This window comes from Bacillus tequilensis KCTC 13622 (assembly GCF_000507145.1).
Classification (GTDB): domain Bacteria; phylum Bacillota; class Bacilli; order Bacillales; family Bacillaceae; genus Bacillus; species Bacillus tequilensis.
In genome coordinates, this window is the sequence record NZ_AYTO01000007.1 from 144,045 (window position 1) to 162,480 (window position 18,436).

21 protein-coding genes and 2 pseudogenes are annotated in these 18,436 nt (G+C 43.3%); 4 read left to right on the top strand and 19 right to left on the bottom strand.

Annotation, left to right across the window (positions count from 1 at the left end; translation table 11 throughout):
• On the bottom strand, window positions 1-675 hold the full coding sequence (locus V756_RS0102275; protein WP_024713229.1) for a hypothetical protein: 675 nt from the start codon (window positions 673-675) through the stop codon (window positions 1-3).
• 206 nt (window positions 676-881) lie between these two features.
• On the opposite strand from V756_RS0102275, the gene V756_RS0102280 reads away from it, so the two are divergent.
• Window positions 882-2,168: an MFS transporter gene (locus tag V756_RS0102280; protein WP_081719748.1), complete on the top strand. Its 1,287-nt coding sequence runs from the start codon at window positions 882-884 to the stop codon at window positions 2,166-2,168.
• 19 nt (window positions 2,169-2,187) lie between these two features.
• Here the strand turns inward: V756_RS0102280 and dbpA are convergent, their stop codons facing one another.
• Entirely contained in the window at window positions 2,188-3,627 is a 1,440-nt protein-coding gene (gene dbpA, locus V756_RS0102285) for an ATP-dependent RNA helicase DbpA (RefSeq protein WP_024713231.1), read from the bottom strand.
• A 394-nt stretch (window positions 3,628-4,021) separates the two neighbouring features.
• On the opposite strand from dbpA, the gene V756_RS0102290 reads away from it, so the two are divergent.
• Both V756_RS0102290 and V756_RS0102295 read left to right on the top strand, forming a co-directional pair.
• The gene (locus V756_RS0102290) at window positions 4,022-4,363 is read left to right on the top strand and encodes a PadR family transcriptional regulator (protein ID WP_024713232.1); all 342 of its coding nucleotides are present in this window, start codon (window positions 4,022-4,024) and stop codon (window positions 4,361-4,363) included.
• Entirely contained in the window at window positions 4,360-4,881 is a 522-nt protein-coding gene (locus V756_RS0102295; RefSeq protein WP_024713233.1) for a DUF2812 domain-containing protein, read from the top strand. The genes V756_RS0102290 and V756_RS0102295 overlap by 4 nt, the downstream gene beginning before the upstream one ends.
• A gap of 213 nt (window positions 4,882-5,094) precedes the next feature.
• Here the strand turns inward: V756_RS0102295 and V756_RS1000000124240 are convergent.
• From V756_RS1000000124240 to V756_RS1000000124260, 10 genes and pseudogenes are all read right to left on the bottom strand, one after another.
• Window positions 5,095-5,223 (bottom strand): annotated as a pseudogene (locus tag V756_RS1000000124240) (hypothetical protein); the annotation flags it as partial.
• Between the two features lie 17 nt (window positions 5,224-5,240).
• Window positions 5,241-5,693, bottom strand: coding sequence for a hypothetical protein (locus V756_RS0102305; RefSeq protein WP_024713235.1), 453 nt, complete (start codon window positions 5,691-5,693; stop codon window positions 5,241-5,243).
• 15 nt (window positions 5,694-5,708) lie between these two features.
• Entirely contained in the window at window positions 5,709-6,005 is a 297-nt protein-coding gene (locus tag V756_RS0102310) for a YxiJ family protein (protein ID WP_024713236.1), read from the bottom strand.
• Between the two features lie 26 nt (window positions 6,006-6,031).
• Window positions 6,032-6,520, bottom strand: a complete 489-nt coding sequence (locus tag V756_RS0102315) for a DUF2716 domain-containing protein (RefSeq protein ID WP_024713237.1) — start codon at window positions 6,518-6,520, stop codon at window positions 6,032-6,034.
• 17 nt (window positions 6,521-6,537) lie between these two features.
• Window positions 6,538-6,990 carry a YxiH-YxzG fusion protein gene (locus V756_RS1000000124245; RefSeq protein WP_255210009.1) on the bottom strand — a complete coding sequence of 151 codons (453 nt, stop codon included), beginning with the start codon at window positions 6,988-6,990 and terminating at the stop codon, window positions 6,538-6,540.
• A gap of 72 nt (window positions 6,991-7,062) precedes the next feature.
• Window positions 7,063-7,389, bottom strand: a pseudogene (locus V756_RS1000000124250) (DNA-binding protein); the annotation flags it as partial.
• Window positions 7,390-7,508: 119 nt separating this feature from the next.
• Entirely contained in the window at window positions 7,509-7,925 is a 417-nt protein-coding gene (locus V756_RS0102325) for a YxiG family protein (RefSeq protein WP_024713239.1), read from the bottom strand.
• A 52-nt stretch (window positions 7,926-7,977) separates the two neighbouring features.
• The gene (locus tag V756_RS0102330) at window positions 7,978-8,223 is read right to left on the bottom strand and encodes a YxzC family protein (protein WP_024713240.1); all 246 of its coding nucleotides are present in this window, start codon (window positions 8,221-8,223) and stop codon (window positions 7,978-7,980) included.
• Window positions 8,224-8,647: 424 nt separating this feature from the next.
• On the bottom strand, window positions 8,648-9,583 hold the full coding sequence (locus V756_RS1000000124255; protein WP_032681653.1) for a DMT family transporter: 936 nt from the start codon (window positions 9,581-9,583) through the stop codon (window positions 8,648-8,650).
• 69 nt (window positions 9,584-9,652) lie between these two features.
• On the bottom strand, window positions 9,653-10,396 hold the full coding sequence (locus tag V756_RS1000000124260; RefSeq protein ID WP_024713243.1) for an SDR family NAD(P)-dependent oxidoreductase: 744 nt from the start codon (window positions 10,394-10,396) through the stop codon (window positions 9,653-9,655).
• 168 nt (window positions 10,397-10,564) lie between these two features.
• Here V756_RS1000000124260 and V756_RS0102350 point away from each other — a divergent pair, with 168 nt between their 5' ends.
• Window positions 10,565-11,296: a 2OG-Fe dioxygenase family protein gene (locus tag V756_RS0102350; RefSeq protein ID WP_024713244.1), complete on the top strand. Its 732-nt coding sequence runs from the start codon at window positions 10,565-10,567 to the stop codon at window positions 11,294-11,296.
• Window positions 11,297-11,331: 35 nt separating this feature from the next.
• On the opposite strand, the gene V756_RS0102355 is transcribed toward V756_RS0102350, so the two are convergent.
• The 7 genes from V756_RS0102355 to V756_RS0102385 form a co-directional block, all read right to left on the bottom strand.
• Window positions 11,332-11,778, bottom strand: coding sequence for a universal stress protein (locus V756_RS0102355; RefSeq protein ID WP_024713245.1), 447 nt, complete (start codon window positions 11,776-11,778; stop codon window positions 11,332-11,334).
• Window positions 11,779-11,880: 102 nt separating this feature from the next.
• Window positions 11,881-13,290, bottom strand: a complete 1,410-nt coding sequence (gene bglH, locus V756_RS0102360; RefSeq protein WP_024713246.1) for an aryl-phospho-beta-d-glucosidase — start codon at window positions 13,288-13,290, stop codon at window positions 11,881-11,883.
• Between the two features lie 22 nt (window positions 13,291-13,312).
• Window positions 13,313-15,142, bottom strand: coding sequence for a PTS beta-glucoside transporter subunit IIABC (gene bglP / locus V756_RS0102365; protein WP_024713247.1), 1,830 nt, complete (start codon window positions 15,140-15,142; stop codon window positions 13,313-13,315).
• 465 nt (window positions 15,143-15,607) lie between these two features.
• Window positions 15,608-15,967, bottom strand: a complete 360-nt coding sequence (locus tag V756_RS0102370) for a hypothetical protein (RefSeq protein WP_024713248.1) — start codon at window positions 15,965-15,967, stop codon at window positions 15,608-15,610.
• 5 nt (window positions 15,968-15,972) lie between these two features.
• Window positions 15,973-17,634, bottom strand: a complete 1,662-nt coding sequence (locus tag V756_RS01000000121730; RefSeq protein ID WP_024713249.1) for a T7SS effector LXG polymorphic toxin — start codon at window positions 17,632-17,634, stop codon at window positions 15,973-15,975.
• A gap of 19 nt (window positions 17,635-17,653) precedes the next feature.
• Window positions 17,654-17,923, bottom strand: coding sequence for a YwqI/YxiC family protein (locus V756_RS0102380; RefSeq protein ID WP_024713250.1), 270 nt, complete (start codon window positions 17,921-17,923; stop codon window positions 17,654-17,656).
• A gap of 11 nt (window positions 17,924-17,934) precedes the next feature.
• Window positions 17,935-18,300 (bottom strand): YwqH-like family protein, encoded by a 366-nt coding sequence (locus tag V756_RS0102385; RefSeq protein ID WP_024713251.1) that lies wholly within the window; start codon window positions 18,298-18,300, stop codon window positions 17,935-17,937.
• Window positions 18,301-18,436: the final 136 nt, after the last annotated feature.

An 18,436-nucleotide genomic window follows, 5' to 3' on the forward strand; every position in this document is an offset into this window, starting at 1 on the left:
TCAATTCAACTCACTCAGCACCGGCTGTCCGGGCTGTTTTTGAAGCAGCGCCTCCAGATGACGATCAAATGATGCCTTGTCAGCTCCCTGCTTCTTGACAATGCTGTTCATGATTTTGACGCTTTCGGCGCTGTATTGCGTATATTGTTTTTTCAGCTGATCCAGCTGCAATCTTGTCTTTTTCGCATTTTTCGGTGTGACTTGGCTGATGAGCTTGATCATACTGTCTGCGATCTCAAAAAAAGCGGCTCGATTTTCTTTCAGCTGCTGCATCTCACTGCGGCTCATTTCTTGATTGCTGTTTTTTTGAAGCAAAGCGAATGCCTCGCTGTTTTGTTTTTGGAGCGGTTTGTTTTCGAGCTGAATCGATTCAAGGTTCTCCTTCGCACTGTCTGCGTCTTTTTTAGTCATGCTGCTGCGCACGAAGTATTCAGGGTTACCGATTCCATAATCAAATGCTTCGCTTACGTGTATCATGGAACTGAATACAATGGCCAGCTGCATCTCTCGCGGGAGGGTCTGAAAGTCCTGCTTTTTCTTATTGCTTATTGGTTTGGCTGCGGTCTGTTTCACCGTCTTTTGATCACAATCTGCAAATGTCTGAGCTTCACTTTCGCATGCGCCCATTGCAAGAACTGTGACCAGCAGGCTTATACACAAGCCTATTCGCCTCATGCTCTGTCTCCTCTCTGCTGAAACTCTTCTGGAAAACACGGCAAAATATAGTTAAATGGTACCAGATAGACCTGCACCCAGCAATCATTCAAAAGTATGATTCGAAGGGCAAAAGCATAAACGTTTTGTAAAAATTTACGTTCGTTCCATTCTTTTCAGGCTTATTTCTCGTACAATAGAAGTATCGTTACCGGAGAGGGGCTCTGATGATGAAACGTTTTACGAAACAAGAAAACAGCTGGATGTTATATGACTGGGCAAATTCCGCCTACTCGATTGTCGTGACCACCGCGGTGTTTCCCTTATTTTATAAATCAGCAGCTGCGGAAAGCGGTGTCAGCGCCGCTCAATCGACTGCCTACTTGGGCTATACCATTGCGATTTCAACATTTATTCTTGCGATGCTCGGGCCGATTTTAGGCACGATCGCCGACTACGAAGGATGCAAAAAACGGTTCTTCCGTTTCTTTGTGTTTGCCGGTGTCGCCAGCACTGCGATGCTTGCCTTTATTCCGAGTGAACACTGGCTGCTGTTATTGCTGTTTTATACGATATCGGCTATCGGTTTTTCCGGTGCCAACGTGTTTTATGATGCCTTCCTCGTTGACGTCACATCAGAAAAACGCATGAATCTCGTCTCGGCACGGGGGTTTGGATTAGGATACATTGGCAGCACGATTCCATTTATCATCAGCATTGCCGTCATCCTGCTCGCACAAGCAGAGACCATTCCGTTGACTGTGTCTGCCGCGAGCCAGTTCTCCTTTTTCATAACAGCTGTCTGGTGGGGGCTGTTTACCATTCCGATGCTGAAGCATGTCCATCAGCGCTATTACATCAAAAGAGAACCCCGTATCGTCATCCACAGCTTTAAGCGGCTCGGCCAAACGATAAAACGGATCAGGCAATACCGGACACTTTTCCTCTTCTTGCTCGCTTACTTCTTTTATATCGACGGAGTCGGCACCATTATTACGATGTCGACATCCTATGGATCTGATTTAGGGATCAGCCCCTCAAGCCTCCTGATCATCCTGTTTGTCACCCAGGTGGTCGCCGCACCGTTTTCGATTGTATATGGAAAACTGGCAGAACGCTTCACGGGGAAGACAATGCTGTATGTCGGGATCGTCATTTATATGGCGGTTTGCGTGTACGCCTATTTTCTTGAGACAACACTGGATTTCTGGATACTGGCTATGCTTGTCGCTACCTCGCAGGGCGGTATTCAAGCCCTCAGCCGTTCTTATTTCGCCAAGCTCGTTCCTAAGCGCCACGCCAATGAATTCTTCGGCTTCTACAACATTTTCGGAAAATTCGCCTCGATTATGGGGCCGCTGCTCATCGCCGTTACCGCCCAGCTGACCGGGAAATCCTCGACTGCGGTGTTCAGCCTGATCATTTTATTTGTAATCGGAATTGTGATTCTTGCGTTTGTGCCGGAAGAGAACAGTGCCGATGTCAGCCAGCAGCAAAATGACCTGCCCCTTTAACTGGGAGCAGGTCATTTCATCATTTATTCGCTTTATTCACCTTGAGCTTTTTCCCTTTGACGGTTGTGTTCTTCATCACTTTGAGAACTTGAGGGCCTTTTCCGTTTAAAATCTCCACGTAAGAGGCGTTGTCCATGATTGTGATAATGCCGATGTCATCAGCTGTCACACCGTCAATTTTGGCGATCGTTCCTACAAAATCAACGGCTCTGATTTTCTTTTTCTTTCCGCCATTAAAATACAGCTTCATAATGTCTTTATTCAGCTCTTCGCTTTTGTCTCTTTTCACTTCCGGACGGTCATTCAATTTAGCTAGAAAATCAGGCTTTTTCTCTGCCACTTCCTCTTGAGAAGGGGCTTTTATATTTTGAATCTCAAACCCGATATATTCTTCAATGTCGGCTAAAAACCGTTTTTCAAAGGCAGCGACAAACGAAATTGCCTTTCCTTTGTTTCCTGCGCGCCCTGTCCGGCCCGTGCGGTGCACGTAGCTTTCCTTTTCAAGCGGCAGATCATAGTTGATGACAAGAGAGATATTTTCAATATCAATCCCGCGCGCGGCGACGTCTGTCGCGACTAGGTAACGGTACTCGCCTCGTTTAAATTCATTCATGACGGCAAACCGGTCTTCCTGAATCATTCCGCCGTGAATTTTATCGCATGGATATCCTAAGTCATCCAATTCATCGGTCAGCTGATTGACGTGCTCTTTTGTCCGGCAGAAAATGATGCAGCTGTCGGGATTTTCGGTCATCAGCACATCTTTCAGCAAAGCAAGCTTATTCTCTTCTCTTACTTGGATCACCGCATGTTCAATATTCTTTGTGGTCAGTCCGGCCGCTTTGATTTCGATATGCTCCGGATGTTGCATATATTGACGGCTCAGCTTCTCAATATCCTCGGGCAGCGTCGCCGAAAACAGCATCGTCGTGCGCTCAGTCGGCAGATGCTTGATAATCGCCTCCACCTGCTCGATGAAGCCCATATTCAGCATTTCATCCGCTTCATCAATGACCAAATAGGAGAGACGGTCTAACGGCAGTGTGCCTTTTTCGATATGATCCAAAACACGTCCAGGCGTGCCAACAACAATGTGGCTTTTTTGCTTAAGCTCAGCTTTCTGTTTGTCAAAGGGTGATTTTCCAAACACGGCGGTCGCTTTGATTCGTTTGAATCTCCCGATGTTCGTGATATCCTCTTTTACTTGCACCGCCAGCTCACGGGTCGGTGTCAGGATCAGCGCCTGCGGCTTGTTTTCATCCCAATCCGCCAGCTCACAGAGAGGAATTCCAAACGAAGCCGTTTTCCCGCTTCCCGTCTGTGATTTGACAACAAGGTCCTTTCGTTCAAGAGCAGCGGGAATCACGCTCTGCTGCACCTTGGTCGGTTCTGTATATCCCAGTCCTTCCAGTGCTCGTAAAATGTCATGACTAATTTGATAGTTTTTAAAATGACTCATGTATAAACTCCTGTCTCTTGCAGATGTTCTCATTATACTCTAAATGGTGAAGGCATATGTGTTTTGTCGAAAAATGATGCAGTAAAACTAGCAATGCCGCATTAGTACGATTCCCCCGCGGTTTTGATACAGCGTATCTCTGGCCATATAACGCGAGGGATTGTCCGGAGCGTTCAATGTAAAGGATACCGAGCTGAAAACACTCAAGTTACTGTGATGTGTTTTTTCTCTTGGCTAAAGTCAAGCGCACCATCCTATGAAAAATACATACTCGGCAGTTTTCTTTTTATAACAACTGAAGGCAGAACAAAATGACATTGACAAATAAAAAGGAAAATTTTATTATATCAATAAATGATATATCAATCATTGATATAGAAAATGAGGTGAACACTTGCCAAAGCAACGTCCGCAGGAAATGGATCAGCTTACCGATCCAGCCTATTATATTGTCTTAACATTGCAGGAACCAAAACACGGATATTCGATCATGCAGGAGATTGAAGACATGACCGACGACTCCTTCACGATCGGCCCGGCTACCTTATATACATTGTTAAAGAAGTTACTGCAAGAAGGGATCATTGAGCTCGTCAACAATGACAACCCACGCCGCAAAGTGTACCAAACGACACGAAACGGGCAAGAATTACTCAAAAAAGAAATTCAGCGCAGAAAAGTGATGGCGGAACATGGTCAACGCGCTTTTCAACAATTGAAAGGGGATTCGTCATGAAACAGAAAAAATATATAATGTCTGAAGGATTGGCCTTTTCAGAGGAAAAGGATATGAAGAGACTTAGCGATTTGACCAGAAAAGGCTGGGTGCTTGAATCATTTGCGTTTATGGGGTATACACTTAGAAAAGCTGAGCCCCGAAAACTGATCTACAGTATTGATTATCATGATGTCGGGGAAGAAAGCTTTGCAGAATACATCGAGATATTTGAAGCGGCCGGATGGGAGCATGTTTGCTCTTCACAAGGTATGCATATCTTTTCGGCTGATCCCGGGACCTCGCCGATATACAGTGATCAATTCACCATGAGTGAGAAATATAAAAGAAGCGAAAAAGACATTCGAAACGTCACCTGCACCTTGAGTTTCCTGACTCTCCTGTCATTTACCCTCCATTATGTAACAGGATTATCAAATTGGGTGCCTTTGGTTTTCTTGATTGTGACTTTCCCGTTTCTCATGACATATGCTGCAACAAAAGCAAGAACGCTTGGAAAGTGGGGAAAATCAGTGTGACTTCTTGTCACACTTGATCACATCCCAACCTCCGCAATAGAAGCTTATTTGGTTTTCTTCGTCATACACATAATAACTGAGTCTTTCCCATTGATCGTCAGTCGGTACAATCTCCAATGCAACCGAATCGATGGATTCAAGATCATCCAGCTTCGATGCACTAATGTCTTCAAACCGTAAATGAATGTCACAGGTTTGAGCTGATAGTTTTAATTCAAACACAGGAATATGTATATAACGATCATCTTCTTTCATATAGAACGAAAACTCGTTTAATGTAAATGGACCTGTATCCGCATCAGAAAGATGCTTTTTCAATTTCTCGTATTGTGTGATATTCAAATGGTTTCCTCCCATTTTTAGTTACCGCCAACCATATAAATGTCCGCAGCATCATATTCAAACCACATGATCCGGTCGCCTGAGTCCGTTAGGCATTGGAGCTTCCCATCGGAAAAATAGCTTTTATCCGGTTGAGGATCAGTGATCAGAAAAACATCGTCATTGATAGAAGCTAACAGAAAGAGAAAGCCTGCAATGTCCCGGTCTGCTTTCTGTAATACAGATTGGAAATGAAATTCTCGTTTCGCCAGCTTCGTCACCTTGTAAGCATAACCTTCAAAGTACTCGGATAGGTCTTCTATAAATGAACCAGTCGTTATCACCTGTATCATAATTCGCTCATAGTCAAGCCCTTGCCAAATACGATAAAATGACTCTGCATCTTCAAGCTCACATGACATAACAACTTGGTGAGGCTTAAGAACGACTATGTCCAAATTGCCGATACTGCTTATAGAGGTTCTTTCCATAAAACCTTCCCCTTATCAATTGGATAGCACAACGCAAATCTCTTGTCTGACTTGTTCATACAAGAGAATGTGCTGATACAAATCTTTATCGTTTTTGACCACATCCGGCAATATGTCGGGATACAGCTCAAAAAAGCTTTTCTCCAACGAACGCCGTTGATGCCGGGGCATCCTTTTATTCGCCAGCACATAATCCAAACTGCCATCAATAAGCATAAAAAACTCATAGATTTCCGCTTCAAATCCGTACAGTTCATTAGGGTATGCCTTTTCTTCAAGCTCTTGCTGTCTTTTTCTCAGGTTTTCAAACATGCTGATCCCCTCCCTTCGCAACAATCTCATTTATCTTGAAACAAGATAGGCGGATCATGATCAATCGCCTCCAACAGCTCCTCACCAAACACTGTGATTGTACATTTCCACGGGTCTCCCAAAAGTCCCCAAGAGAAGTCCTGATGAAAGAAGAAATAATAGTCTCCGTTTGGAAATACCGGAACAGGCCATTCACCAAATTCATCCTTAGGCATTGCCTGATGAGGACTAAAGGTATATCCGTCATGTTGCCAGTCTAATGCGTACATGACATCGTTCTTTTTAGTGCATGATTGAAATGCTTTTAAAATTGAAGTTTCTAAATCATTCAGCACTCTGACCACATCACCATTACTGGCTTTACCACTCATCGCGCTTGAGATATCAAACACTCGATATGGATCAGGCGGGATGATGGGATGACATCTGCTTCCTGGCTTCCATTTAATGAGCTTGTTCACTTCTGACCAGATGCGATCTTGTTTTGTCTGACTTAAAGCGCGCCAATTTACCATAATCTCATCTCTACACCTTACTGGATATCCTGCTTATAAATGCCAGAAGAGGCCACTGCGTAAACAGCGTTGCTTGTCAGTTTCAGCTGTTGAATGTCTAGGGCTTCACCGTTCGAGTCACAGCATGTTATCTCTTCCATCTCTTGACTCACATCGGCAGAAATCAAATAAAGAGACGACTCAAGCTCTTCACTGTAACAATTGAACGTCCCAACCAAAAAACCTTCTTCAGATATCGCAAGCTGATAAAATGCTTCTGAGTCCGGCTCTTTATCCGACAGAATCCATACCCGTCTCACGACCGTGTCGTCAAACGCGGCAATGACTGTATAAGAGTAATACAGCATGTATATCAGTCCATCTTTTTCTGCAAGTGAATAGCAGTCATCTACCACGGGCGCATATATTTCTGAAAGCTGTTGATCAATGTGAGTTTCCTTTAGTTGTCCGTCTAAAGTGAAGCACAGCACACTTTGTCCATTTGAGTTTTCATCATCATAAATGCCTTCATCGCTTAAACCGATCCATAGGTTTTGTTTCTCATCCAAAAGACAGCAAGAAACCCCTGAAGGCAAGTGAAAAGCACTTTTCACTCTTCCCTCTTCTGAAAAAACCTTTGCCTTCGGCTCATGCGATTCGTAATAAACGAAGACATAGCCATCTGCACATTGTTGAAAGAGCTGAATATCGCTGTATGCAATCGGCTCTTTCACTTTAAAATCCCGAACATCACCGGAAGGATCATAGATTGTAATGGTGATATCATCTTTCAACCCTTTTCCAATGTATACACGCCCCTGTGCATCGGCATGAAAAAAACAATCTTGGGTGCCCGTGTTGATGATTTTATTCATTTTTAATTTTTTCATTGGTTATGCTCCTAGGTTAGAAATAACGTGATAATTAAGCATTTATTAGCTATCAGTAACGGACAGCCTAGTTTCATTAATCGTTTTGGGATAAATCTACTTTCCAATTCAGTCTTAAATCATTTAGTGTTTAATTGGTATGCATAAAACGATTGATCATCAAAGCGAACGATTTCAGCTTCTATAGCAATCAGCATTCTGTTCATGTCAATAAGAAAGTTAGCATTTGATTGATACTCAGGAATTACAGAATTTGATAGATTTCCGATTCCTTCTGGATGGTAACTCATCTCAAACACTTGCCAATTGTATTCTTCCGGATCTATTTTTTCCAATCTTATATCACCGTCACCTCCATTAAAATAAACAGAAGCAACATTTTGAAATATAATATTATGCGTATATTCAGCTTCACTTTCAAAAACCTTGATATCAAGTGAGAGTTCATTTTTAAACACATTAAAATTTAGATGAAGGACACTGCACCCCTCATCTATGTAATCAACCCATTCTTGAATTGTTTTGTACATGGTCATCTCCTGCCTCTTTTTTAATCAATAACACCTTACCACCAAGCAGAAAAACATATTACTCCGTATATTGTTTGATCCAATCATTTAAATCATCTGTTGAATGTAAATAAGTTTCTGATGAATCTTTCAAATCAATCCCGCTTAAAAGGATTAACATATCCCAGACACCATTATCTTCTACTTCGGGGTCATCCGCATAAACATAAGTGCCCGCCCAATCTGACACTTCTTTTCTTGTTGCTTGTCCATTTAAGACACTTTTGATTTTATTTATGCATTCTATTAACTTTGGCTCGGTCAATTTGATCACCACGTACATCAATCTTCGTTTGTTATCCTGACAATTCTAAAAGAAATTTTTTTATCATTAAATAAAGTATTAGTTTTTAAATCCGCAGAGTATATATAATGATTATGATCGTTTTTTGATACCGAGTAAGAATACATTTCATATTGTTCATTTTCTATACTTTTCAATACATTGAATATTATATGCTCTATTGTTTTATATTCTTTTTCCACCCAATCATTATCGTTGTGAGTTGATATTTTATAAAAATAGTACATTCCCTTGAGTCAAATGATTCACCGCGAAATTTGAAATAACTGTATTATTGATTCAACATGTTAGCGTCATTAAAATATGATTACAATATGTTTTCTGGAATGTTTATGTTATTTTAAGAATCAAAAAAAGGCCGCTTAGGCCTTTTTACATTTTGTCATTATTGAATTTGCTTAATATCCTTATCCTCAGCAACCACATCCGCCTTTCCCCGCCTTCTGGCAAGCGTCAAAGCCATGCCTGCAAAGATCATGACGATGCCCAATGTTTGATAGAGGTCTGGGCGGAAGCCTGTGAAGACGGTATCCAGCACGATTGCGACAGCCGGGTCGAGGAAGACAATGATTGAGATAAATTTCGTTGATAAAAATCGCAAACTGTCAAAAAACAGCAAATACACAATACCTGTATGAATGATACCGGTAGATACCACCATGATCCAGTTTCCTTGAGACAGGTTGGCAAAAGCGCCGAAGTGAATAAACGGAATCAGAATGATGACCCCTAAACCGGTTTGCAGGAAGGTTGTCGTGTAAGGGCTGAGGTTTTGAATGCCTTTTCCCACTAAAGTGGTGAACGCATAAAATAGTGCGGCGAGAACTGCCCAAATGATGCCTGACCCCATCAGCTGTGTCAATGAAGTGCTGCCGTTAATCCCGGAAATCAGCACAGTGCCCAGAAAACAGATGATAATGGAACTGACGGAAATGACATTTAATTTCTCTCTGTAGATGATGCTGCCCAGGAGAAGAACAAGCACTGGTGCAAGGTGATAAACCGAGATGGCGATCGTGACAGACGTTTCTTCAAAAGACTTAAATAAGAAGACCCAGTTGAATACGAGAAAGAAACCGCACGCCAATGTTTGCAACACATCTCTCTTGCTCCACTTTTCGGTTTTATACTGTCCGGATGCCAGCCAGCAAAGGCTTAAAAATAACGTCGCGCAAAGGCAGCGGACAAAGACCAATTCAAATGACTGCAAATTAGTATGCTCTGAGAAAAAGCCGATGGAACCGAAAATCACCATGGAGATGACCATTTTCAGCACGGCTGTTGATTTTTGTTTTGGTGTGATTGAGAGATCTTGCTGCATCAAGCGTATTCTACCTCCAATTATGTATAGGGGAAAAGCACCCCAGCTGCAAGGTGCTTTTCTCTTTTATTATAGTTTCTTGCCGGCCGTCCAGCCGCCGTCTATGACAAAGTTTGAGCCTGTAATAAATTGCGCCTCATCCGAAGCTAAATACTTCATACAGGAAACAATATCATCCGGCTGCCCCCACGTATGAAGGGCGTGGTTATCTTTGATCAGCTGAACCATTTCATCGTCTTGAAAATACTCTTCCGTTAATTCTGTTCGGATCACGCCCGGTGAAATGCTATTCACCCTGATGCCCTTTGACCCGAATTCCATAGCGAGCTGCTTCGTCAGTCCGATGACCGCATGCTTTGAAGACACGTAGGCTGCCCGCGCAGGCTCTGCCATTAGCCCGGACACAGAGGCGATATTGATTATACAGCCTCGTTTCCCCAGCTTAGACCACAGCCTTGCCGTATCTCTGGAAAGAATAAAAACTGCCGTGAGATTAATGTCTATGACCTTTTTGAATGATTCTGCTGATAATTCAAGGACAGGGGTGATTTCCCTTATTCCTGCCGCATTGATTAAGATGTCCGGAATCAATTGGCGTTGTTCAAGCTTTGGCATCAACGATTCTGTCTGCTGAACATTAGACAAGTCAGCTTCTTCCATGTAAAAGTCATTGTTTACTATAAATTCTGACATTTTATTCGTTTGAATATCCACTCCAACGACCCGAAAACCGTCAGCTAGAAATTGCTTTACCGCCGCGAAGCCGATTCCGCTATTTGCCCCAGTGATCATTATATTCTTTTTTTTCATCATTTTACATTCTGCCTTTTTTCATTTTGGTAATTTCCAATAATCTGAATATTAAAGTTTGACAATATATTACAAATAATTTAGCATTGTCCTTGCATCCTCTATTTTCCACATTTTCTATCATACAGGAAGTTACCAAAAAAATCATCTACTTTTTAAGGGGAGATCTATATGGTTCAAGTTTCAAAAATACAAAAAAACTCAACATCCGATATGGCTAACTATGCTTCTTTTTTAAAGGAAAACGGTTATTCGTATATTCCAGCAGAGTTCTACCAGCAAAAAACCACAGACGCCGAAGTCCGCGAATTACAGCTTACATATGATGCTTTGAAAGCTGATCCTAAAGGAGGCGGACGTTACAGAGCGCACTCCCGCTATATTCTGGCTCCTCACTCCGACACCCTTGAATTAGATCCCGATAATGGATACTTCCAATCAAAAGAGTATAATTATGATGACGGCGGAATTGTCAGAGAATTCGATAAAATACCAGATGAGTTTTTACAGCATCCTGTAACGCAGCACATGATACATTCAAATGTAGAAATGGCCCGCCAAACCGATTTTGTAGATTGGGAGAAAGAAGTGATCGTCGGGCTCCACCAAGTCAGATATCAAGTGACACCTGAGGCGCCTTCATACAGCTCACCTATTTGGCTGCATCGTGACGACGAACCGCTTGTTTTCGTCCATCTATTTCAGCTGAGCGAGGATGCTATCGGAGGCGATAACTTAATCGCTCCGTCTGTTAAGCAAATTGATAAAGTGCTGCGGCTGACAGACCCGCTTGAAACACTTGCTCTCGGGCAAAAGGTCTTTCATGCGGTAACACCGGTCGGCACTGTCAATGCAGATGGCGCACATCGAGATATCTTATTAGTTACCTTTTCTAACAGATAAAAAAAAAGCGCCCGAGGGCGCTTTTTTCAACAAATCTATCGAACAATCAAAACCGGGCAAGACGATAATTGCGACACTTTATGGCTGACGCTTCCAAGCATCATTTCTTTCAGGCCGCTGATGCCCCGGCTTCCGACGACGATCAGGCTGACGCCTTTCTCTTTTGCTTGATTTAGTATCTCATGCGCCGGCTCGCCATTCGCATAAATGATATCAGCTTGCACACCGTTCTCGGCTGCTTTTTCTTTTGCGTCCTCAAGAATTTTCAGGCCCTCTTTTTTAACCTGGTCTCTAATGTCGTCAATAAAATGTTCGGGCACATAGACAATTCCCGTCAGAGAAGAAGTCGCGACGACTGCCTCTCTCCCCACATGAAGGATGCTTAGTTCCGCCTGCTGTTCTTTAGCCAAATGCACTGCGGCATTAAGCGCTTTTTCACTCATGTCTGATCCGTCAATCGCAACTAACATTTTGTTAAACATCTTCATCCCGCCTTTCGGACTGTGGGTGGTTCATCTTTCTCTTTTATTGTCCGCCTGCTGCCGATTATTGTCAATTGAAGTGCGTGAGTTTTCAAAAAGTTGTCAGAGACTCTCTCCGTTTGTGGCGATGACTTGCTGATACCAGCTGAAGCTTTTTTTCTTGATGCGCTTTAATGTTCCGTTTCCTTCATTGTCCCGATCCACATAAATAAAGCCGTAGCGTTTTTTCATTTCTGCAGTGGATGCGCTGACAAGGTCAATTGGCCCCCATGATGTGTAGCCGATTAAGTCAACGCCATCCGCAATGGCCTCGCGCGCTTCAATTAAATGATCACGCAGATAGTTGATTCTGTAATCGTCCTCAATGGTGCCGTCCTTTTCAACTTTGTCTACAGCGCCAAGGCCGTTTTCCACGATGAAAAGTGGCTTCTGATAGCGATCATATAAGGTGTTGAGCGTGATGCGCAAGCCTTTCGGGTCAATTTGCCAGCCCCATTCTGATGATTTCAAGTAAGGGTTTTTGACTCCGCCAAGCAGGTTGCCCCCTGATTTCGCAAGCTCTTTTGGATCAGTGCTCGCCGCCATCGACATGTAATAGCTGAATCCGATGTAATCCACCGTATATTCTTTCAAAATCTCTTCATCGCCTTCAGCCATTTCAATTTCAATATTGTTTTCTGCCAGATAGCGTTTCATATATCCCGGGTACGCGCCCCGTGCCTGAACATCTGAGAAGAAAAGCGTTTTGCGCTCATTTTCCATGGCCGCGAAGACGTCCTCTGGCTTAGATGTCATCGGATAGGTTGTCGTTGCCGCTATCATACAGCCGATTTTCGAATCAGGAATGATGTCGTGACCCGCTTTGACAGCAAGAGCACTGGCCACAAATTGGTGGTGTGCCGCCTGGTACATGGCGTTCAATTTGTTTTCCCCTTCTTCAAAGACAAGACCGCCGCCGGTAAACGGCGCATGGAGCACCACGTTAATTTCGTTGAAGGTCATCCAATACTTCACTTTGTGCTGATAGCGTTTGAAAACGGTTTTGGCATAGCGTTCATAGAACTCGATGACTTTGCGGTTCTTCCAGCCGCCATAATTCTTCACTAAACCGAGCGGCATTTCATAATGAGAGATGGTGACGACAGGCTCAATCTGATGCTTTAACAATTCATCAAACAGATCATCATAGAATGCGAGTCCCTCTTCATTCGGCTCCTCTTCATCGCCATTCGGAAAAATTCTTGTCCACGCAATCGATGTGCGAAATGCCTTGAACCCCATTTCCGCAAACAAGGCGATGTCCTCTTTATAACGGTGGTAAAAATCAATTCCGGTGTGATACAGATTTAAGGAAGTCATTGATTCATCAAATGGAGACATGATGCCGTTCGGCGATACATCAGCGGTCGAAAGCCCCTTGCCGCCTTCGTTATAAGCACCCTCCACCTGGTTGGCAGCAACCGCGCCGCCCCATAAAAATCCTTCTGGAAATCGTTTTGCATTTGAACTCATATTGATCACCCCATCAGTTTTTTTAAGATAAAGCAAGCAATGCTTCTTTTGTCTGCACTTTGCCGATTTCTTTCACCGGCGAAAACGAATATTGGTCTGTGTTGGTCACGATCACCGGGGTAATGACGTCATATCCCGCGGCTTTGATTTCCTCGAGATCAAAGGACACGAGCGGATCTCCCGGTGCAACCTTGTCGCCTTCTTTGACGTGAGCCGTGAACCATTGCCCCTCCAGCTTCACCGTCTCCAATCCAATGTGTATGAGGATTTCAGCTCCCTGATCACTCGTAATGCCAATTGCGTGTTTTGTTTTAAAAATGGTGGTAACGCTTCCGTGTACAGGTGAAACGACTTCTCCTTCTTCAGGATCAATGGCAAATCCTTTTCCCATGATTCCGGCAGAAAACACCCCATCTTTCACTTCGCTTAATGCTCTCACTTCTCCTTTAATCGGACTGTGAATGATTTCTCCGCTGCCTTCATGCACTGACGGCTGCTGGTCGCTTTCAGACGGTACATCCTCGAATCCGATCAGATAAGCTGCCGCTGTTCCCGCCGCAAAAGCAATCACAAGACCAATCATCGCGTACATAAACGTCGGGCCGATAAACACAGGGATACTCGGCAGACCCGCATTCCCTCCGACGATATAGGAAGCAACACCTGTCATACCGTAAAACGCGCCGCCGGCCGCACCGCCAATCAAAGCGGCCGCAAACGGTTTCTTCAGACGCATATTCACGCCGTACATCGCAGGTTCTGTAATCCCCATCAGCGCCGTGATGCTCGTCGTCAGCGCAAGTGATTTAAACTTTTTATTTCTGGAGCGAAGGAAGACGGCAAATGATGCTCCGGCCTGCCCCATATTCGCCAAAAACATCGCCGGCAGTAAATAATCATGGCCGTTTTGGGCAATGTTGTTGATCATGATCGGCACAAAGGCATAATGCATGCCCGTCATAATGATGAGAGAGAACGTTCCCGCCAGCAAAATCATCGCCACAAGCCCTGCATGATCAAACAAATAATTCACGCCGGCAGACAAGTATTCTCCTAAAATACCGCCAAGCGGACCGACTGTAATCAATGTCAGCGGCACGACAATCAATAATGTCAACGTCGGAACCACAATCAATTTGAGAGACGAGTGTGTAAAACGGTCGATCCACTTTTCCACGTACGAAGCGATCCAAATCGCCAGCAAAATCGGAATGACTGTTGACGAATAAGTGGCAGCGGTTACAGGAAGCCCAATAAAGGAAATCGGTTTCCCCGAACCAAGCAGTGCCGTCAAATCTGGATGCAGAATCGCCGCCGCAATGGCCGCCGCTACGTACGGATTGCTGCCGAACTTTCTCGCCGCACTCATCGCAAGCAGGAGCGGCAGGAAGTAGAACGCGCCGTCACCGACAGCCGTCAAAATGACATGAACCTGGCTCTTCTCCGCCATCCAGCCAAACGTGACCGCCAGCGCAACAAGCCCTTTGATCATTCCCGCTCCCGCAATCGCAGGCAGAATCGGGGTAAACACACCGGAAATCACATCAAAAACCGCACTCAGCACATTCGTTTTCTGAGAAGATGAACCAGCGCTCTTCTCATCGCTGAGATTGCTGTGCCGCAGTATCGCCTGATACACCTTCGGCACATCGTTTCCAATGATAATTTGAAACTGCTCGCCGCTGATATTGGTGCCCATCACCCCCGTCAGCTGCTCCAATTGACTGCGATCCGCCTTCGCGTTGTCATGAAGATTAAAACGCAGCCTCGTCATGCAGTGAATGACGCGCTGAACATTGTCTTCACCGCCCACCAGTTGTAATATCTCTTTCGATAATTTATCATAATCCATGTGTATACCTCCTTTTTATGGGGGAACCCGCTGGATGAAAGGTTGCCGCCTTTCACCAGCTTTTTTTGTATCACAATGCCGCATCACCTCCTCAATGAGAATAAAAAAAACCTAAATGACGCAGATTGCGAGAGTCTCCTCCTGCACCTGCACCATTTAGGTTTTGCCTGCTTTCGCAGTAACAATCCTGACGGGCCGTTTTATTTGTTTATAGGTATACTTTAGCACTAGATTTATAGGATGTCAACGCTTTCATATTCCTTCTATTACAATATGCCGTTAAATTTAATTTTTAAGAATGAGAACTACTAACAATTATTTTGAGAATAATAACAAACAGATTTAACATAAACTTTTACGCTTGGAAATGTTATTGTTTTTTGTTTTCTCAAATCAAATTACATCAAACTTCAAAAAGAAGCTGGATTCCCAGCTTCTTTTGTCGAAAAACTGAAAGCCCTAGATTTAATCGTATTCAATAACAACAGTTTTATTTTTTGCATTTTCAAGAAATTGTATAATCTCTTGAACTAATTCTACTAATTCTTCTTTAAAACCGTCTGAGGCATCTAGTTTGCTTACATCAAAACTTTTCATTTGGTTTATTGCTAATTGTACGTCTTCTATTACCCAAGGTGAGTCATCATACCAGCCTTCTTGATAAAAGTATTCTTTAATAATTCCCTCTTTTTCTAGATTGTTATCTAATAAAGCTTTTAATAAAGTTTCAAAGTATCCATTCCACATGATGAACTTGTTTTCTCCATCAAATAAGGCAAGTTCAGGTTCACCCTCAAATCCATCATAAAATTTTGTATTTAACAACTCAATCAATCCTTCCAATGGCCTTTTTCTAAAATTCTTAATTGGTCTTTAGTAGCTGTTCCAGCTTTTCTTTCCCTAATAGCTTCAAACCATTTATGACCTTCAATCCACTCGTTTTCTCCGATTTTAAAGAACCTCTGTGGTTGTTGTCCACCATTTCCCGGAACAGTCTTTTGTACAACCCACGTATTCCCTTGGTTTTTAGGAGCTCCAGGCGTACTTGTGTGCCATCTGACCTCATACTTGTATGTTCCATCATTCCATTTATAAGTTATTTGTTCATAATCAGTTTTCGATTGAGCTTTAACTTTTGCCGCATCAGGGATTCTAATTGGTGCCCTCTTGGAGTATTCTTTGGCTATTTTTATTTGTTCATCAGCGGTCATTTCTGAAAATTTAACTTTACTTGCTGATTTAGAATTTTTCTTCTCCACTTTAGCAACTTTCTCAGCCTCCTTCTCCCTTTTCTCAACTTTCGAAACTTCATCAGTGGCTTTCTCTGCTTTCTTAGACACTTTAGCTAGTTTATTTCCCCGTCGAATCCATTTGATAACTTTAGCAGGCGGCGTTATGTTAACACCAGCTTTGAATCGATCTAGAAGTGAGAGTTTTTCATGTGTATTCGGGTCATATCCTAATGCTGCTCGTTCCCAATCGTCTGCACTAAATAACTCCAAACCCATTTCTAAGTATCTCTCTATATCACGTTCATTGTCATCTGGTTCTAGAGATTCATCAACACACTCTATCTTAACAATTATATTTCCATCTATGTAGGCACAGTAAGTTATTCCATCAATAGTTTTGTAAATTTTCTGTAGTTTTTTTATATCCTCTTCAGTATAGACTTTCTTGGTGATTTTTTGACTCTTTATCATTTGTTCTAGGCGATTATGGGCAGCCAGCGAATCAACTTCAGAACCTTCTTTCTCTCCTAGCTTCTTCAACATCATCTCCATCGGTGAGTCATCCGCCTGCTTCATTTGCGGGTTAATCGCGCCGAAGGTTTGGTTGATGTTTTCTTCTTCCTGTGATTTCAAGATGGAGCCGCTTTTGTAGCCTGTGATTTCAATTTTCGGCCCGGTGTACATCGTTTCGAGCTGATCGATATACTTTTTCATCGTTTGAAAATCTGATTTTGCTGTTTCTAGTGCTTGGGTTTGCTGGCCGTCAAATTGAAAGAGCTTATGCAGGGTGTCTGTGATCAGCCGTTCAGCCTGTTCTGTTTCCATCCGAAAAATGGAGTCATTGACTGTCGGCAGGCTGACGATGTGGCCGATGGCTGATGTTTGGCGATTCACTGCGTCTGTGAGCTGCTCTGTCACTTCTCGTGCATGCTTGACTCCGTGTCTTGCATCGTGTGAGAGAAAAGCCTCGGCGATCATGCCGTGGGAGTCAGATTCTACAGATGCAATCGCATGCTGGGTTTGTTTCAGCACTTTTTTGTATTCGTCGATAAACATGCCAAAGAAGAGGAGAAAAGGCTTGTGGCACTCCTCGTAGAAGGTCCGGATGGCGTCTCCGCCTTTTCCTTTTAGCGCGTCCTTCATGCTTGCCAGGTGCTCAACGCTTTTTTCCAGCTTCTCCAGCTGCTGTTTTTGCTTGTCCAGTTTCTCAATCGTATGTTGAATGCCCTCGTGAAGAGCGTGGACATCTAATGTTTTCAATCCCTTGTCCTCCCGCGCTTTATTTCATGGAAGATGATATGTTTTCGTCCGTTTCCTTCATGGCGTTTACCGCGCTTTCCGTTTGTGCGATATGTTTGGCCAGAACGGACGCATAGGCTTCGGTGAGCTCTTTGATCTCCTCATTTAATTGCTCAATGGACTTCACAACGTTTAAATGGTTTCGGCCTGAGATGTGGCCGGGCAAGGAGGATTTGAGTTCAGCTGAATTTTTGAGCTGTGAGAGCCCTTGCTTCACTGTGCCATACACCATTTTAATTTCCCGTGCCATTTGTGCTCACCTCACTTTTTGTGTTTTTCCTTCTCTATTTCATGCTCTATTCTTGTGATTTGGCGTCTGATGGAATAGACATCGCCCTCTAAGGAGTGGATTTTCCCTTCGATGCTTTCGATGATTCCGCTGACTTGATCGCTTTTAATTTGCTGATATGCTTTGTTCATTCCTTCACGAATATCCTCGAATCGCTCCGCATGTGTTCCTCTCCATGCCTCTCGGTTAAGATGAGGCCGGTGAATGAGATGCTTAGCCTCGGAAAATTCGTGTTTGATTTGCCTGATTTCGTGCAGCACTCGTTTTAACTGATGGATCTGTTCCTGTTTTTCATGTAAGTCGGCTTTTACCGAATGTAACAACATTTCACTATGCATGCCGCAACACCTCGTGTTTCTATCAAACTGTGTCAATTCTTTACAATACAGACTATTTTCATATTACATGATGGGTCATATTGGATAAATAGGCAAAAGGGTTTGTCTTGAAGAGGGATAAGATAAGTATATTTAA

Bases quoted from the DNA above. Each gene is read 5' to 3' on its own strand.
- V756_RS0102275 (WP_024713229.1), bottom strand. From the start codon at position 675: ATGAGGCGAATAGGCTTGTGTATAAGCCTGCTGGTCACAGTTCTTGCA.
- V756_RS0102280 (WP_081719748.1), top strand. From the start codon at position 882: ATGATGAAACGTTTTACGAAACAAGAAAACAGCTGGATGTTATATGAC.
- dbpA (WP_024713231.1), bottom strand. From the start codon at position 3,627: ATGAGTCATTTTAAAAACTATCAAATTAGTCATGACATTTTACGAGCA.
- V756_RS0102295 (WP_024713233.1), top strand. From the start codon at position 4,360: ATGAAACAGAAAAAATATATAATGTCTGAAGGATTGGCCTTTTCAGAG.
- V756_RS0102305 (WP_024713235.1), bottom strand. From the start codon at position 5,693: ATGGAAAGAACCTCTATAAGCAGTATCGGCAATTTGGACATAGTCGTT.
- V756_RS0102310 (WP_024713236.1), bottom strand. From the start codon at position 6,005: ATGTTTGAAAACCTGAGAAAAAGACAGCAAGAGCTTGAAGAAAAGGCA.
- V756_RS0102315 (WP_024713237.1), bottom strand. From the start codon at position 6,520: ATGGTAAATTGGCGCGCTTTAAGTCAGACAAAACAAGATCGCATCTGG.
- V756_RS0102325 (WP_024713239.1), bottom strand. From the start codon at position 7,925: ATGACCATGTACAAAACAATTCAAGAATGGGTTGATTACATAGATGAG.
- V756_RS1000000124255 (WP_032681653.1), bottom strand. From the start codon at position 9,583: ATGCAGCAAGATCTCTCAATCACACCAAAACAAAAATCAACAGCCGTG.
- V756_RS1000000124260 (WP_024713243.1), bottom strand. From the start codon at position 10,396: ATGATGAAAAAAAAGAATATAATGATCACTGGGGCAAATAGCGGAATC.
- V756_RS0102350 (WP_024713244.1), top strand. From the start codon at position 10,565: ATGGTTCAAGTTTCAAAAATACAAAAAAACTCAACATCCGATATGGCT.
- V756_RS0102355 (WP_024713245.1), bottom strand. From the start codon at position 11,778: ATGTTTAACAAAATGTTAGTTGCGATTGACGGATCAGACATGAGTGAA.
- bglH (WP_024713246.1), bottom strand. From the start codon at position 13,290: ATGAGTTCAAATGCAAAACGATTTCCAGAAGGATTTTTATGGGGCGGC.
- bglP (WP_024713247.1), bottom strand. From the start codon at position 15,142: ATGGATTATGATAAATTATCGAAAGAGATATTACAACTGGTGGGCGGT.
- V756_RS0102380 (WP_024713250.1), bottom strand. From the start codon at position 17,923: ATGGCACGGGAAATTAAAATGGTGTATGGCACAGTGAAGCAAGGGCTC.
- V756_RS0102385 (WP_024713251.1), bottom strand. From the start codon at position 18,300: ATGCATAGTGAAATGTTGTTACATTCGGTAAAAGCCGACTTACATGAA.